This window comes from Paraburkholderia sediminicola (assembly GCF_046026895.1).
In the GTDB taxonomy this organism is placed as follows: Bacteria; Pseudomonadota; Gammaproteobacteria; order Burkholderiales; family Burkholderiaceae; genus Paraburkholderia; species Paraburkholderia sediminicola_C.
Genome location: NZ_JAQQEU010000117.1, coordinates 1 through 15,612 on the forward strand (window position 1 = coordinate 1; position 15,612 = coordinate 15,612).

A 15,612-nucleotide genomic window follows, 5' to 3' on the forward strand; every position below is an offset into this window, starting at 1 on the left:
TACTTCGTCAAGATGCCAGGTGGTGCCAGGCTTGCGATGCGCGGCTTTCACACGGTATGCGAAACACGCACCGAATTTATCGCACCAGCGTCGAACCGTTTCGTAGCTGACGATAACCCCGCGCTCGAACAGCCGCTCTTCGATATCACGCAGGCTGAGCTCAAACCTGAAATACCACCGCACTGCGCAACTGATGACCGCCGCCGGAAAGCGATGACCGTGGTAAAGCGATTTTGCATTCTTCATCGCGAGATCTTACTCGACCATCTCAGCAACGTGACAGTGCCCTCGCGTGTCATTACGTCAAGGGTCTGCAAGGCGAGCGCCGCGACATGCTCGCGACACTCAAGCATTTCGTCGGCCATTCGGCGAGCGAAGGCGCCCGCAATCACGCGCCCGTGCATGTCGGCCCGCGCGAACTGAACGATGTGTTTTTTTGTTGCCATTCGAGATGGCGGTCAAGCTGGCGGACGCCGGTTCGATCATGCCCGCGTATCACGATATCGACGGCGTGCCCTGCCATGCAGACCGCTCGTTGCTGACGGATACGTTGCGCGGCAAGTGGGGTTTCGATGGCCTGGCCGTCGCGGACTATGCCGCTGTCGATCTGCTCTACAGCCACCATGCAGTTGCACGCGATAGCGCGGAGGCCGCTGCGCTCGCGTTCAATGCCGGACTCGACGTCGAGCTCCCGGCCACGAGTGCGCGCTGCATCTGAAGGAAGCGCTGGCGCGCGGCGAGATCAGCGAAGCGACGATCGACACTGCCGTTACCCGAGTGCTGCGCACGAAGTTCCGTCTCGGCCTCTTCGAGAATCCGCATGCGGACCCGGAACGCGTCGACGTGAAGAGCGAATCGGCCGGCGACACCGCGTACCAGGTCGCGCTCGAATCAGCGCTGCTGCTTCGCAACGAAGGCGGCGTGTTGCCGCTCGACGAAGGGCGCGGCAAAGATCGCGGTGATCGGCCCGACCGCCGACGATCCGCTGGCGCTGCTGGCAGGCTACAGTTTCCCGGTGCATCTGATCAACTCTGGCGAGCAGTCGGTCGCATCGATCGGCACGCCGTTGCAGGCGCTGCGCGCGCTGTTCGGCGACGGGCGCGTGATTCATGCGCGCGGCTGCGACATCATCACGGAGCGCCGTGCGGGCGCACCGGTGTTCCCGGGCGACGTGTCGCTGGACACCATGAGCGACGCGAACCGCGACGAGCTGATCAGCCGCGACACCGGGCACATCGCGGCGGCGGTCGACGCCGCGTGGCAGGCCGGCGTGGCGATCGTGTTCGTCGGCGATCTCGCTGGGCTGTTCCAGTCCGGCACGGTGGGTGAAGGGTCCGACACGGACAGCCTGGATCTGCCTGGCGTGCAGCAGGCCTTGTTGAATGCCGTGGTCGACAGCGGCACGCCGACGGTCGTCGTGATGACGGGCGGGCGTCCGTATAACCTCGGCGGTCTGGAGGACCGGATCGCGGTGCAGATCATGGCGTTCGCGCCGGGCGAGCGCGGCGGCGAGGCGCTTGCCGATCTGCTGGCGGGCCGTGCGAATTTCAGCGGACGCCTGCCGTTGTCCGTGCCGAAAAGCGCCGGGGCGGTGCCGTACACTTATAACCACCGGCTCAAGAGCGCCGGTACGCCGGTTGCCTTTCATTTCGGTTGCCGCTACCCGTTCGGCTTCGGTCTCAGCTATACGCAGTTCCGTTACGGCAGTCTCGCCGTGGCGCAACGCGAAGTGCCGATCGGCGACGGAACGATCGAACTCAGCTTCACGGTCGAGAACCTCGGCCCGCGCGAAGGCACTGAAGTCGTGCAGATCTATGTGCGGGACCGGCTCGCATCGTCGGCGCGGCCGGTGCGCGAATTGAAGGCGTTCACCCGCGTACCCTTGGCGGCAGGCGACTCGGCGCAGGTCCGTGTGCGCATCCCTGTCGACATGCTCAACTTCACCGATGGGCGCGGAGAGCGTATCGTCGAGCCAGGCGACTTCGATTTGATGGTGGGAAGCTCGAGCCGCGATATTCATCTGAACGACACGGTGAGCGTCACCGGTCAAGCGGTGCGAACGCTCGAACGCGAGTGGCGCATGGTCAGCGAAGTCGAGGTCCTGTCGTAACGGGCAGGTTGGGGGCGTGTCCAGCCGGGAGCGGCCGGGCACCCCGCATGGGTAGTCATTCTAGGAACAAGTGGAATATCAGATGTCGTACGCAATCTATCCCAGCCTCTCAGGCAAAACGGTAGTCATTACCGGTGGCGGCAGCGGCATCGGCGCCGCGATGGTCGAAGCATTCGCACGGCAAGGCTCGCGCGTTTTCTTCCTCGACGTGGCGGAAGAAGATTCGCTCGCGCTGCAGGAGTCGCTGCGCGACGTCCCGCACCCGCCGTTGTTCCGCCGTTGCGATTTGCGCAACGTCGAGGCGATTCAAAGCACGTTCGCGGAGATCGCCGATATCGCGGGGCCGATCGAGGTGCTCGTGAACAATGCCGGCAATGACGACCGGCACGAAATCGGCGCGGTCACGTCGACCTATTGGGACGAGCGCATGGCCGTGAACCTGCGGCACCAGTTCTTCTGCGCGCAGGCCGTGGCGGCTGGCATGCGCAAGATCGGGCGCGGGGTGATCCTGAATCTCGGTTCGGTGTCGTGGCACCTCGCCTTGCCGAACCTGGCCATCTACATGAGCGCGAAGGCCGCTATCGAAGGGTTGACCCGCGGCCTCGCGCGCGATCTCGGCGACGCCGGCATCCGCGTGAACTGCATCATTCCGGGCGCGGTGCGAACGCCGCGTCAGATGCAGTTGTGGCAGTCGCCCGAGAGCGAAGCGAAGGTCGTCGCGAGCCAATGTCTGCGCTTGCGCATCGAGCCTGAGCATGTCGCCCGCATGGCGTTGTTCCTTGCTTCCGACGACGCGTCGCGTTGCTCCGGCCGTGACTACTTCGTCGATGCCGGGTGGTACGGAGAATGAAAGTCCGTCTCCCTGACTGCATATGGCCGGTCAATGCGGAACTCGGCGAAGGCCCGGTGTGGCAGGCCACGGAGAACGCGGTCTATTTCGTCGACATCAAGGGCCGCCATATCCATCGTCTGTCGGTCGCCACGGGACAAACGCAAACGTGGGACGCGCCGGACCAGCCCGGTTTCGTCGCGCCGCTCGCGGAGCACGGTTTCGTTTGCGGGCTGCCGGGCGGCCTGCATCGCTTCGATCCCGGCAGCGGGCAATTCAGCAAGCTCAAGGATATCGAGCCACATCTGCTGGGCAATCGTCTGAACGACGGCTTCGTCGATGCGAGCGGGCACCTGTGGTTCGGCTCGATGGACGACGCTGAAGAGCGGCCCACCGGCACGCTGTATCGCGTGAACGACGCGGGCGAAGTGGTGGCGCAGGACGACGGCTACGTGATCACCAACGGTCCCGCAATGAGTCCGGATGGGCGCACGCTCTATCACAACGACACGATGCGGCGCGTCGTGTACGCGTTCGACATGAGCGAAGACGGCAGCTTGTCGGGCAAACGCATCTTTGCCGCCATTTCCGGCGACGGCTACCCGGACGGAATGGCCGTCGATGCCGACGGATTCGTATGGGTTGCGTTGTTCGGCGGCTGGCGTATCGAGCGGTTCTCGCCCGACGGCAAGGTGATCGAGCAGGTGCCGTTTCCGTGCGCCAACATCACGAAGCTCGCATTCGGGGGCGACGATTTGCAGACGGTTTATGCGTCGACGGCGTGGAAGGGCTTGTCGCCCGTCGAGCGTCAGCAGCAGCCGCAGGCCGGCGGTCTGTTCTCGTTTCGCTCGCCTGTGCCGGGCCAGCCGCAGGCGCGGTGTCGATGGGGCTTCTCCCAATGAGCGGGAAAAACAACGGAGCAGCGCGACGCGCGTGAAACCCGACCCTATGCCAGGTGTCGCCAGGTATCATGTGCGTTCCATGACTTCCGCGCATTTGCAGTGACCAAGACCATGACGTCCAGGCCGCCCGTTCCGCCCCGCATGTCCGACGTCGCCGAACGCGCCGGCGTTTCGAAGATGACCGTTTCGCGCGTGCTGGCCGGACGCAGCGTCTCGCAGGCTACCCGCGAAAAAGTGCAGAAGGTCATCGACGAACTGGGATACGTCGCCGATGCGGCCGCGGGCGCATTGTCATCGGGGCGCTCGGAGTTCGTCGCGGTGCTGGTGCCGTCGCTGTCCAGCTCCAACTTCTCCGACACGGTGCGCGGCCTGAACGCGGCGTTGAGCCCGCACGGTCTGCAACTCCTGCTTGGCGACACCGACTATCGTCTCGAACAGGAAGAACTGCTGGTGCGCTCGATGCTGCGCCATCAGCCGCGCTGCGTCGCGCTGACCGGCAGCCGGCACACCGACGCGACCCGCACGCTGTTGCAGCGCGCCGGTATCCCGGTCGTCGAAATGTGGGACCTGCCCGCCGATCCGATCGATACGGCGGTGGGTTTTTCGAACGCGACCGCCGCGCGCGCGATGGTTCGGCACCTGCATGCAAGCGGCTATCGGCGCATCGGTTTTATCGCCGGGGCGAGTGAGCGCGATCGTCGCGGTCTCGACCGGGCGCGCGGCTATATCGCGGAAGTGAAAGCGCTGGGGCTCGGCGAGCCGCGCGTGATCCGGCTCGGCGAATCGCCTATCACGATGAGTCATGGCGCGCCCGCGATCGGCGCATTGCTCGACGCGTGGCCCGATACCGAGGCCGTGATGTGCGTGAGCGACATGTCCGCGTTCGGCGCGATCATGGAGTGTCACCGGCGCGGACTGTCGGTGCCGGGCGACATCGCGATTGCCGGCTTCGGCAACTTCGAGGTGTCGTGGTGCTGTCACCCGACCATCACCACCGTGTCGGTCGACGCGTATGGGATCGGCCTGCGCGCCGGCGAGACGCTGCTCGCCGCGCTGGCGGCGCGTGAGACGGGACAACCGCAGCGTTCGAAGGCGGTCAAGATCGACTTCACGGTGATTGCGCGGGAAAGCGCCTGAGCCGGCGGCCTGCCGGTTCAGCGCGACTTCAGCAGACCGCTTCCCGCGGTCGTCTCCACCTCAGGGATATCCCTTGGTTGTTCGGATGGTTGGCCACGCGTAACATCCAGACCCAGAAATGTTACCGGTAACTTTTCCGGGGGCGAAGCATCGGTTCGCATGGCACGCGAGCGGTGGCGCTCAGGCGTTTCGTACAAAAATACGCTGATGGAGATTCGAATGACCACTGTGCCGTCCGCTGCCGCTGCGCCTGCCGCGCAGCTCAGCGAGTTTGAGGAAAGGACCTATCGCAAGGTCGTGCGCCGCCTGTTGCCGGTGCTATTGCTGTGCTACGTCGTGGCTTACCTGGACCGCGTCAACGTCGGTTTCGCGAAGCTGCAGATGCTCGACGATCTCGGCCTGTCCGACACCATGTACGCGATCGGCGCCAGCGTCTTCTTCTGGGGCTATTTCATCTTCGAGATCCCGAGCAATGTGTTCCTGCATCGCTACGGCGCACGCTTCTGGATCGCGCGGATCATGTTCACGTGGGGCCTCGTGTCGATGGCGCTCGCCTTCGTCGAACCGCTCGCGCGCCTCGCGCACGTCGAAACCGCGACGATGTTCTACACGCTGCGCTTTTTGCTCGGTATCTGCGAGGCCGGCTTCTTTCCCGGCGTGATTCTTTACCTGAATTACTGGTTTCCGGCGCAGCGTCAGAGCCGCGTAATGTCGGGCTTCCTGATCGCGATGCCGGTCAGTCTGATGCTCGGCGGCGTCGTGTCGGGCTGGTTGATGGACCACACCGCTGGTCTGTTCGGCTACCAGGGCTGGCAGTGGATGTTGCTGATCGAAGGCGTGCCGTCGCTGTTGACCGCGTTCGTCGTGTATTTCTCGCTCGACGACGGTATCGAGCGCGCAAGCTGGTTGACGCCGCAGGAAAAGAGCCTGCTGGCCGCGAATCTGCAGCGCGAGGGCGCGCAGAAGACCGCGCGTTTCGGCTCGGCGGTGCGCGATCCGCGCGTGTGGCTGCTGGTCGCGATTCTGCTGACCTTCAACACTGGCTTCTACGGACTGGCGTTCTGGCTGCCGTCGATCATCAAGGCGACCGGCGTGCAGGACCCGTTGCATATCGGCCTGCTGACGGCGATCCCTTACGGCGTGGCGATCATCGCCACGCTCGCTAACGCGGCCCATTCGAAGAAAACCGGTGAGCGGCGTCTGCACGCGGCGATCCCGGCGCTGATCGGCGGCCTCGGTCTGATCCTGAGCGCGGCGTTTGCGCATCAAATCGTGCTGGCGATCACGTTTCTCACGATCGCCACCGCTGGCATCCTCGCGCTGATGCCGATCTACTGGACGTTCCCCGGCCAATTGCTGTCGGGGGCGGCCGCTGCGGCCGGCATCGCGATGATCAACGCGATCGGCAACCTGTCGGGCTTCACCGGATCGATGATCACCGCCGTCGCCAAGAACCTGACCGGCGACATCAACAACGGCACGTATGCGCTCGGCGCGTGTCTGCTGGTTAGTTGTATGCTGATCCTGCTCGTGCCGCGCAGCATGCTGACACGGGCAGCGCCGGCCGAGGCCAGCAAGCCCAACCGCCAGACCTCGCACGCGGCGCCGCGCGCCAGCGATTCAACCCTCCCCATGACCGAGAGATAAGCAACATGTCAGCATTTACACCGCGCCGGCTGAGAAGCCAGGAATGGTTCGACGACCCATCGCATGCGGACATGACGGCGCTCTACGTCGAGCGCTTCATGAACTACGGTTTGACCCGCGAAGAGCTTCAGTCAGGGCGGCCGATCATCGGCATCGCGCAAACCGGCAGCGATCTCGCGCCGTGCAACCGCCATCACATCGAACTCGCCGCGCGCACCAAAGCCGGCATTCGCGACGCGGGCGGCATTCCGATGGAATTTCCGGTTCACCCGCTCGCCGAGCAGAGCCGTCGGCCGACCGCCGCGCTCGACCGCAATCTCGCGTATCTCGGGCTGGTGGAAATTCTGCACGGCTTTCCGCTCGACGGCGTCGTGCTGACCACCGGCTGCGACAAGACCACACCCGCCTGTCTGATGGCGGCGGCGACCGTCGACATGCCCGCCATCGTGCTGTCGGGCGGCCCGATGCTCGACGGCTGGCACGAAGGCAAGCGCGTCGGTTCGGGCACGGTCATCTGGCATGCGCGCAATCTGCTCGCCATCGGTGAAATCGACTACGAGGGCTTCATGCAGCTGACCACGGCGTCGTCGCCGTCGATCGGACACTGCAATACGATGGGCACCGCGCTGTCGATGAACAGTCTCGCCGAGGCGCTCGGCATGTCCTTGCCGGGCTGCGCGAGCATTCCCGCCGCGTATCGCGAACGCGGGCAGATGGCTTACGCAACCGGCAAACGCATCGTCGATCTGGTGCGCGAGGACGTCCGTCCGTCGCACATCATGACGAAGGCGGCGTTCGAAAACGCGATCGTGGTGGCGTCGGCGCTGGGTGCGTCGAGCAACTGTCCGCCGCACCTGATCGCGATCGCGCGGCACATGGGCGTCGAGCTGAGCCTCGACGACTGGCAGCGTGTGGGCGAGCAGGTGCCGTTGATCGTGAACTGCATGCCCGCGGGCGAATATCTGGGCGAGAGCTTTCACCGCGCGGGCGGCGTGCCCGCCGTATTGCGCGAGCTTGCCAACGCGCAGCTCGTGCATGGCGAATGCCTGACCGTGTCGGGCCGCACCATCGGCGAGATCGCGGCGGATGCGCCCGTGGCGGATCGCGACGTGATCAGGACAGCGGAGGAGCCGCTCAAACACGGCGCGGGGTTCATCGTGCTGTCGGGCAACTTCTTCGACAGCGCGATCATGAAGATGTCGGTGGTCGGCGATGCTTTCCGCCAGACCTATCTGAGCGAGCCCGGCAAGGAAAACAGCTTCGAAGCGCGGGCCATCGTGTTCGACGGTCCCGAGGACTATCACGCGCGCATCAACGACCCGTCGCTCGAAATCGACCAGCACTGCATTCTGGTGATTCGCGGTGCGGGGACCGTCGGCTATCCGGGCAGCGCCGAGGTGGTGAACATGGCGCCGCCGGCCGCGCTCGTGCGCGAGGGCATCACGTCGTTGCCGACGCTCGGGGACGGGCGGCAAAGCGGCACGTCCGCGAGCCCGTCGATTCTGAACATGTCGCCCGAGGCGGCGGTGGGCGGCGGACTGTCGCTGTTGCGCACGAACGACCGCATTCGCGTGGACCTGAATTCGCGCAGCGTGAACGTGCTGGTCGACGAAGACGAACTCGCGCGGCGCCGTGAAACGGCTAGCTTCACGATTCCGCCGGCGCAGACGCCGTGGCAGGAGTTGTATCGCCAGACGGTGGGCCAGCTTTCGACCGGCGGCTGTCTGGAACCCGCGACGCTGTATCTGAAAGTGATTGCCGAGCGTGGCAATCCGAGGCATTCGCACTGACGTGCAGGTTGCAGGGCCGGGCTCCGGTTTGACATCGGGCCCGGCCGTTCCGCTTTCCCAACTTTCCTGAAGAAACCACTCCATGTCCGCAACTTCCCAATCCAGTTTCCTCCCCGACGACCTCGACCAGGCGCTGCTGGTGGGGCGCGTGTGGCGCAAAACCGACGCGCATGAAGGCCCGTGCGTGGTCGTCGTGCGCGGCGGCGAGGTGTTCGACATCACCGCGACCGTGCCCACCACGGCTGACCTGTTCGAGCGCGAGAACGCCGCGCAGGTCACGCGCACGGCGCCTGGCGTGCCGCTCGGCGGCGCGGCGCAACTGATCGCCGCCAACCTGCCCGGCGCCGTGGCGCCGGCCGTGCGGCTGCTCGCACCGTGCGACATCCAGGCCATCAAGGCGTGTGGCGTCACGTTCGCGGTGAGTCTGATCGAACGCGTGATCGAAGAGCAGGCGGGCGGTGATCCGGCCAAGGCGAAGGAAGTCCGCGAGACCATCGCATCGACGATCGGCACGGACCTGTCGAAGATCAAGCCGGGCTCGGACGCCGCGATGAAGCTCAAGGCCGAACTCGAACGGCGCGGTGCGTGGTCGCAGTACATGGAAGTGGGCATCGGCCCGGACGCGGAAGTGTTCTCGAAGTCGCAGCCGATGTCGGCGGTGGGTTTCGGCGCCGACGTGGGGCTGCTTGCCGCTTCGACCTGGAACAACCCGGAGCCGGAAATCGTCCTGGCGGTGAATGGCCGTGGAGAGATCGTCGGCGCGACGCTCGGCAACGACGTCAACTTGCGCGATATCGAAGGCCGCTCGGCGCTACTGCTCGGCAAGTGCAAGGACAACAACGGCTCGTGCGCGATCGGCCCGTTCATTCGGCTGTTCGACGAGCGCTTCTCGCTCGACTCGGTGCGCTCGGCGAGTGTCGCGCTGCGCGTGGAAGGCGCCGACGACGACTTCGTGCTCGAAGGTGTCAGCCACATGAGCGAAATCAGCCGCGATCCGGCGGACCTGGTCGCGCAGACCTGCGGACGGCATCACCAGTACCCGGACGGCTTCATGCTGTTCCTCGGCACGATGTTCTCGCCGATCAAGGACCGTGACGCCGCCGGTGGCGGATTCACGCATCACCTGGGCGACCTCGTGACGATTTCGACGCCGCAACTCGGCGCGCTGACCAACACCGTCCGGCTGAGCACCGAAATCGAACCGTGGACGTTCGGCGTGCGCGCGCTTTATCGGAATCTGGCGGCTCGCGGGCTGCTCGGCGCGGCCTGATCGGCCCGCGCGTATTTGAGCGCGTATTTGAGCGTATCGTGAGCCTATGGCGTGGCGATGGTGCCGCGCATAGCGCCAGGTATTGCCAGTTGCCGCCGTTGCGGCCTGACGATCAGGTTTCGCCGGCGGAGCCTTCAATCCGTATCGACCGGAGAGAGACAGCATGAGCCAGTTTGCAAACTATATCGATGGACAGTGGGTAGAAGGCGCGAGCGTGTCGCGCAACGTCAATCCGTCCAACCTCGACGACGTGATCGGCGAGTTCGCGCAGGCCGACGCCGAGCAGACGCAACGCGCGATCAGCGCCGCGCGCAAGGCGTTCGCACAGTGGTCGCTGTCCACGCCACAGCAGCGCTTCGACATCCTCGATCAGGCGGGCAGCGCGATCCTCGCGCGCAAGGCCGAGCTTGGCCGGCTGCTCGCGCGTGAAGAAGGCAAGACGCTGCCCGAGGCGATCGGCGAAGTGGGCCGCGCAGGGCAGATCTTCAAGTTCTTTGCGGGCGAAGCGCTGCGTCTGGGCGGCGAAACCGTGCCGTCCGTGCGGCCCGGCATGACCGTCGAAGTGACGCGCGAGCCGCTCGGCGTGATCGGCCTCATCACGCCGTGGAATTTCCCGATCGCGATTCCCGCGTGGAAGATTGCCCCGGCGCTTGCGTACGGGAACACCGTCGTCGTCAAACCGGCCGACCTCGTGCCGGCCAGCACATGGGAACTGGTCAAGATCATCGCCGAGGCGGGCGCGCCGGCGGGCGTCATCAACCTCGTGATGGGACGGGGCTCGGTGGTCGGCGAAGCGCTGGTTTCTGCGCCGGAAGTGGATGCGGTGAGCTTCACCGGATCGGTCGCGACCGGCCGGGCAATCGGCGCGAAATGCTTTGCGTCCGGCAAGAAGTTTCAACTGGAGATGGGTGGCAAGAACCCTATGGTCGTGCTCGACGACGCCGACCTCGATGTCGCGATCGAAGCGTGCATCAACGGCGCGTTTTATTCGACGGGGCAGCGTTGCACCGCGTCGAGCCGGTTGATCGTGACGGAAGGCATTTATGAGCGCTTCATCGACGGCATGAAAGCGCGCATGCGCGCGTTGAAGGTCGGCGATGCGCTGGCCGACGGCACGCAGATCGGCCCGGTCGTCGACGACAAGCAGCTCCAGCAGGACGAACGCTATCTCGCGATCGCGCGCGAAGAGGGCGGCGCGGTGTTCGGCGGGGAGCGGGTGGAGCGCGACACGCGCGGCTACTTCCTCGCGCCGGCACTGGTCACCGACACGACGTCGCAGATGCGCATCAACCGGGAAGAAGTGTTCGGCCCGGTGGCCTCGGTCATCAAGGTCAAAGACTACAACGAGGCGCTGGCGGTCGCCAACGACACGGAGTTCGGCCTTTCCGCAGGCATCTGCACGACCTCGCTGAAGTACTCGAGCCACTTCCGCCGCCATGTGCAGGCGGGCATGGTGATGGTGAACACGGCAACCGCCGGCGTGGACTATCACGTGCCGTTTGGCGGGCGCAAGGGTTCGAGCTACGGTCCGCGCGAGCAAGGCAGTTATGCCCGTGAGTTTTATACGGCGGTCAAGACTGCGTATGTGAATGCGGGCGTCGTTTGAGGGACGCGGGCTAGCGCAGTTGCGCACGCGCCCAGCCGCTGACGGCTGGGCGAAGCCACCGGGGAATCCGGGGCGGAGGTGCTGATCTGAAACGGGCCCGCAATCGGAATCACCATCGCGGGCCCGTAGTGTGACGCAACCGGCCGCAGCATGCGTGCGTTCCGGTAAAGCGACGGCCTGAAGGCTTACTGCGCTACCGCCTGGCCTTGTTGCGACGAACCGCTGGCAACACCGCCCACTGCGCTGTTCTGCGCGGCAATGCGTGCTTCGGCAGCCTGAATGTTCGCCGGGTATTCGTTCGGGTTCGAACGGGCCGGGTTGTAGCCAGCCTTTTCGACCTGAACCAGTTCTTCGCGCACTTGCGCGCGGGTCAACGGCTGGTTCGATTGCGCAAAGACAGCGACCGGAGCCGCAAGAGTAGCGGCGATCACAACGGCTTGAATGAGCGACTTCATGGCAACTACCTCCAGAGATTTGTCTTATTTGGCTGCGAACTCGTTTGTTTGCAGCAGTGACGAGAGTCTAGGAGGGCGCGGAACCAGGGTAAATACCTAATTTCCGAAATCACTGTTTCGTCAATTAAAACAATGTGGCGGCAAACTCGCTCAGATGCGCGGGCTGATGCATTTGATGCAAATATTGGGATGTTTGCGCTTTATCTGACCAGTTGTGTCACGGCCTGTTGTGCGTAAGGCCGGGCAATCACGCCATTGCGCTACGATCCGAGCTTTCCCATCAGAAAGTCGACGAAGCTGCGCACACGCGACGAAAGATGACGCGCGTGCGGATAGAGCAGCACGAACGGCCGCGAACAGCCGCCGTAGGGTTTCAGCAATTCCTTGAGCGTGCCGTCGGCAATGTCTTTGTCGACGATGAACCGATAGGTCTGGAAAATGCCCGCGTCATGGCGCGCCAGCGTCACCCCGGAAAGGTTGTCGCCAGAAGCCGCATAGCCGCCGCGCGTCATCATTTCGGCTTCTTCGCCATCCTGCTTGAACAACCATGGCAAGTTGCGGCCGCTGCTCGGCAGCGCGTACTGGATGCAGTCGTGATGGACCAGATCGTCCGGTGTCTTGAGTTTGGCGGCTCCGCGCAGATACGCGGGCGACGCGACCACCACCAGTTCCGCATCCTCGATCTTGCGCGCAATCAGGCCCGAGTCGCCCGGCGCGCGTCCGCGAATGGCCAGGTCGAAGCCTTCTTCCGCAAAGTCGATGTTGCGGTTGCTCAGGTGCGCTTCGACGGTGACGCCGGGATAACGTGCACGAAACTCCGCGAGCAACGGCAGCACCCGGTAGTGGCCATACGGCGTCGGCATGCTGATGCGCAGCACGCCGGCCGGGGTGGTCTGCTGGCCGGTTGCTTCGCGTTCGGCGTCCGCAAGCTGATTCAGTGCTTGCCGGCATTGCTCGAAGTAGCGGCGTCCCGCATCCGTTAGCCGGATCTGTCGCGTGGTGCGCACGAACAAGCGCACACCCAGGCGCGTTTCCAGACGTGCAACCGTACGACTGACCGCAGCTGGCGTCACGCTGGCGGCGTTCGCGGCGAGGGTGAAGCTCTCCAGTTCGGCGGCGAGACAGAACAGTTCGATACTGCCCAGAAGGACGTCTTCAAATTGACGCTGCATGGTATTTCGATGACCTGTCTTGTCGCGTTGTTGTGTCCGGGCAGAAGACCCTTTGCGGCGACGGTAAAGTGAAGGCAACGGGCTGCGCACACTATCTCAGGACTATAGTGTAGTGAGCATCGACAGGGGGACAGACATGATCGAGCAGAAAGACAAACGCGCATTGCTGCATTTGCTGGGTATCGACAAGCCCATCGTTCAGGCGCCGATGGCCGGTGTCAGCACGCCGGCATTGGCGGCGGCCGTCTCGAATGCGGGCGGCCTCGGCTCGCTGGGCGTCGGAGCAATGAACGCCGAAGGAGCGCGCAAGGTCATCACGGAGACACGCGCTTTGACGGCAAAACCGTTCAACATCAACGTTTTCTGTCATCAACCGGCACAAGCTGACACGGCCGTCGAGCGCCAATGGTTGAACTGGCTTGCGCCATATTTCAAAGAATACGGCGCAAGCCCGCCGGCTTCACTGTCGGAGATCTACACGAGCTTCGTTGCGGATCCGGACATGCTGCAAGTTTTTATCGAGGAAAAGCCGGCGATCGTGAGTTTTCATTTCGGCTTGCCCTGCGCCGATGTGATTGCCGAACTGAAGAAAGCGGGCATCAGGCTATTCGCGAGCGCAACCAGCCTTGATGAGGCTGCGCAGGTTGCAGCGGCGGGAGTCGATGCGATCGTTGCGCAAGGTATCGAGGCCGGCGGGCATCGCGGCGTTTTCGATCCGGCTGCAGTCGATGACCGCTTGGGCGTATTTGCGCTGACGCGTCTGCTGGTCAGAGAATTCGATCTGCCGGTGATCGCTGCCGGCGGCATCATGGACGGGGCCGGGATCGCGGCGGCGCTCGCGCTGGGTGCTCAAGCGGCTCAGCTGGGCAGCGCTTTTGTCGCTTGCCCGGAGACGTCGATCGACGAAGGTTATCGTCGAGCGATGCTTGCGGACGCGGCGCGCCGGACGACTTTTACGGCAGCGATTTCGGGGCGGGTTGCGAGAAGCATGGTGAACCGGTTCACCGAACTCGGCAGCGACGCCGGATCGCCAAAGCCGCCCGCCTATCCGATTGCATACGATGCGGGCAAGGCGCTTCATGCGGCCGCGAAAGCCACGGGCGAGTTCGGTTATGGCGCACAGTGGGCTGGGCAGGCAGCCGCGCTGGCGAGACCGTTGCCTGCCGCCGAGCTGGTTGCCCAGTTGGACCGCGAACTGAAGGAGAGCATCAGGCAACTGCAGCAGTTTGCGGGCTAGCGGCCGCCGTAGTGATGAGGGCGCAAGAAGGAGAGTTAGGTTTCCTTGAGATTGCGCCCTCGTTCATTCGACAATGGTCGTTCTGAATCATCACGCAAGTGCCTGCTGCTAGTCCGGCTTCAGGCCGCGTTGTTTGCGAAAGGCTTCGAGGGGCAATCCCCCCCAGCCCCAGTTCTCGGTCTCCACTTCCTGAATGACGACAAAGGTCGAGTCGAGCGGCTTGTTCAGCACGTCGAGCAGCAACTGACTGACGCCTCCGATTAACGCCGCTTTTTCGTCCGCGGTGACGGAGTCGCTGCCGGGCTTGCTGCCTTCGCGGGTTACCTGAATGGTGACGATAGGCATGTGAACCTCCATTGACGTGCGTTGACTTGCAGGGCGCCAATTTGCGGCGCCCTGGTCCGATCAGTGGCCGGCGCTTTGGCCGCCGTCGACGTGCAGGATTTCGCCGGTCACGAACGGCGCGGAATCCAGATACAGCACAGCGCCGACGATATCGCTCATTTCGCCCATGTGACCAATGGGATGCAGTGCGTCGAGCGCCGCGTGGGTTTCTTTCGGATGCATCGGCGATTTTATGACGCCTGGCGAAACGGCATTGGCGCGAATGCCCTTCTGCGCGTATTCGATTGCGAGCGACTTCGTGGCGGCGTTCAGACCGCCCTTGGTCAGCGAAGCCAGTACCGAGGGTACGCCATTGATGGCGTGATCGGTGAGGCTCGTCGTGATGCTGACCACGTGACCGCTCGCATTCTTTTCCATCTCGGCGATGGCGAGTTGGCTGATGTGGAAGAAGCCCGAGAGGTTCACGGCGGTGATGGCCGCGTAGTCTTCCGCGGTGTAGCGGGTGAAGGGCTTGGCGACGAAGATGCCGGCGTTGTTCACCAGCGTGTCGATGCGGCCGAAGCGTTCGACGGCTGCGGAGATCACGCGCTGGGCGGTCGCCGGGTCGGCGATATCGCCGGCCACGGTCACGATGTTGGGATCGTCCGACGGTTTGATCGATCGCGCGGTTGCGACGACGCGATAGTCGAGCTTGCGGAACGCGCTGACCAACTCGGCGCCAATGCCTTGCGATGCGCCGGTAACGACGACGACCTTGTGTGATGTGCTCATGATTCAACCCTCCAGATGCATTGTTTGGGATCAGATGCTGATCGGGCCACGGGCGCCGATGGGTATGAAATCTAGGCGCATCGGCGCGAAACTCGAATACCCGCCATGGACAAACAGTCGTACGTGCCAGGTACAAATGCATTGGATGGCAGTGACGCATGGGGACGGTCCACGTTTTGCGAGGCTCGCTGTCGTCCGGGCGGAGCGTGAGTCGCGCTGGAGTTTTATTATTTCCACGACGACTGCAAGCGACGGAAGAACTCCATCGTCGCTTTGCCGATGCTCGATCGAGACGGTAAAAAATATTTCGCAAATTGGGTTGACCGATGGAATTCCGGTCT

Annotated in this window: 14 protein-coding genes and 1 pseudogene; 10 read left to right on the plus strand and 5 right to left on the minus strand. The window is 64.0% G+C overall.

Annotated elements, in window-relative coordinates; all coding sequences use genetic code 11:
- Window positions 1-246 (minus strand): annotated as a pseudogene (locus tag PQR02_RS37445) (IS6 family transposase); the annotation flags it as partial.
- 190 nt (window positions 247-436) lie between these two features.
- On the opposite strand from PQR02_RS37445, the gene PQR02_RS37450 reads away from it, so the two are divergent.
- The 9 genes from PQR02_RS37450 (at window position 437) to PQR02_RS37490 (ending at window position 11,291) form a co-directional block, all read left to right on the plus strand.
- Window positions 437-718 carry a glycoside hydrolase family 3 N-terminal domain-containing protein gene (locus PQR02_RS37450; RefSeq protein ID WP_408242885.1) on the plus strand — a complete coding sequence of 94 codons (282 nt, stop codon included), beginning with the start codon at window positions 437-439 and terminating at the stop codon, window positions 716-718.
- A 240-nt stretch (window positions 719-958) separates the two neighbouring features.
- On the plus strand, window positions 959-2,110 hold the full coding sequence (locus PQR02_RS37455; protein ID WP_408242886.1) for a glycoside hydrolase family 3 C-terminal domain-containing protein: 1,152 nt from the start codon (window positions 959-961) through the stop codon (window positions 2,108-2,110).
- 82 nt (window positions 2,111-2,192) lie between these two features.
- Complete coding sequence (gene xylB, locus PQR02_RS37460) at window positions 2,193-2,960, plus strand: D-xylose 1-dehydrogenase (protein ID WP_408242887.1); 768 nt, start codon at window positions 2,193-2,195, stop codon at window positions 2,958-2,960.
- Window positions 2,957-3,841, plus strand: a complete 885-nt coding sequence (locus PQR02_RS37465; protein ID WP_408242888.1) for an SMP-30/gluconolactonase/LRE family protein — start codon at window positions 2,957-2,959, stop codon at window positions 3,839-3,841. Before xylB ends, PQR02_RS37465 begins: the two co-directional genes overlap by 4 nt.
- Before the next feature lie 141 nt (window positions 3,842-3,982).
- A complete protein-coding gene (locus PQR02_RS37470) occupies window positions 3,983-4,978 on the plus strand; it encodes a LacI family DNA-binding transcriptional regulator (RefSeq protein WP_408242889.1) in 996 nt (331 codons plus the stop codon).
- A 219-nt stretch (window positions 4,979-5,197) separates the two neighbouring features.
- Window positions 5,198-6,625 (plus strand): MFS transporter, encoded by a 1,428-nt coding sequence (locus tag PQR02_RS37475; protein ID WP_408242890.1) that lies wholly within the window; start codon window positions 5,198-5,200, stop codon window positions 6,623-6,625.
- A 5-nt stretch (window positions 6,626-6,630) separates the two neighbouring features.
- Window positions 6,631-8,415: an IlvD/Edd family dehydratase gene (locus PQR02_RS37480; protein ID WP_408242891.1), complete on the plus strand. Its 1,785-nt coding sequence runs from the start codon at window positions 6,631-6,633 to the stop codon at window positions 8,413-8,415.
- 82 nt (window positions 8,416-8,497) lie between these two features.
- Window positions 8,498-9,685 (plus strand): fumarylacetoacetate hydrolase family protein, encoded by a 1,188-nt coding sequence (locus PQR02_RS37485; protein ID WP_408242892.1) that lies wholly within the window; start codon window positions 8,498-8,500, stop codon window positions 9,683-9,685.
- Between the two features lie 163 nt (window positions 9,686-9,848).
- Window positions 9,849-11,291 (plus strand): aldehyde dehydrogenase family protein, encoded by a 1,443-nt coding sequence (locus PQR02_RS37490; protein WP_408242893.1) that lies wholly within the window; start codon window positions 9,849-9,851, stop codon window positions 11,289-11,291.
- A gap of 185 nt (window positions 11,292-11,476) precedes the next feature.
- On the opposite strand, the gene PQR02_RS37495 is transcribed toward PQR02_RS37490, so the two are convergent.
- Together PQR02_RS37495 and PQR02_RS37500 are read right to left on the minus strand one after the other, a co-directional pair.
- Window positions 11,477-11,746, minus strand: a complete 270-nt coding sequence (locus tag PQR02_RS37495) for a DUF4148 domain-containing protein (RefSeq protein ID WP_408242894.1) — start codon at window positions 11,744-11,746, stop codon at window positions 11,477-11,479.
- Window positions 11,747-12,006: 260 nt separating this feature from the next.
- Window positions 12,007-12,918 (minus strand): LysR family transcriptional regulator, encoded by a 912-nt coding sequence (locus PQR02_RS37500; RefSeq protein ID WP_408242895.1) that lies wholly within the window; start codon window positions 12,916-12,918, stop codon window positions 12,007-12,009.
- Window positions 12,919-13,054: 136 nt separating this feature from the next.
- On the opposite strand from PQR02_RS37500, the gene PQR02_RS37505 reads away from it, so the two are divergent.
- On the plus strand, window positions 13,055-14,155 hold the full coding sequence (locus PQR02_RS37505; protein ID WP_408242898.1) for an NAD(P)H-dependent flavin oxidoreductase: 1,101 nt from the start codon (window positions 13,055-13,057) through the stop codon (window positions 14,153-14,155).
- Window positions 14,156-14,263: 108 nt separating this feature from the next.
- On the opposite strand, the gene PQR02_RS37510 is transcribed toward PQR02_RS37505, so the two are convergent.
- Together PQR02_RS37510 and PQR02_RS37515 are read right to left on the minus strand one after the other, a co-directional pair.
- Window positions 14,264-14,500 (minus strand): tautomerase family protein, encoded by a 237-nt coding sequence (locus PQR02_RS37510; protein ID WP_408242896.1) that lies wholly within the window; start codon window positions 14,498-14,500, stop codon window positions 14,264-14,266.
- 60 nt (window positions 14,501-14,560) lie between these two features.
- Entirely contained in the window at window positions 14,561-15,271 is a 711-nt protein-coding gene (locus PQR02_RS37515) for an SDR family NAD(P)-dependent oxidoreductase (protein ID WP_408242897.1), read from the minus strand.
- Window positions 15,272-15,612: the final 341 nt, after the last annotated feature.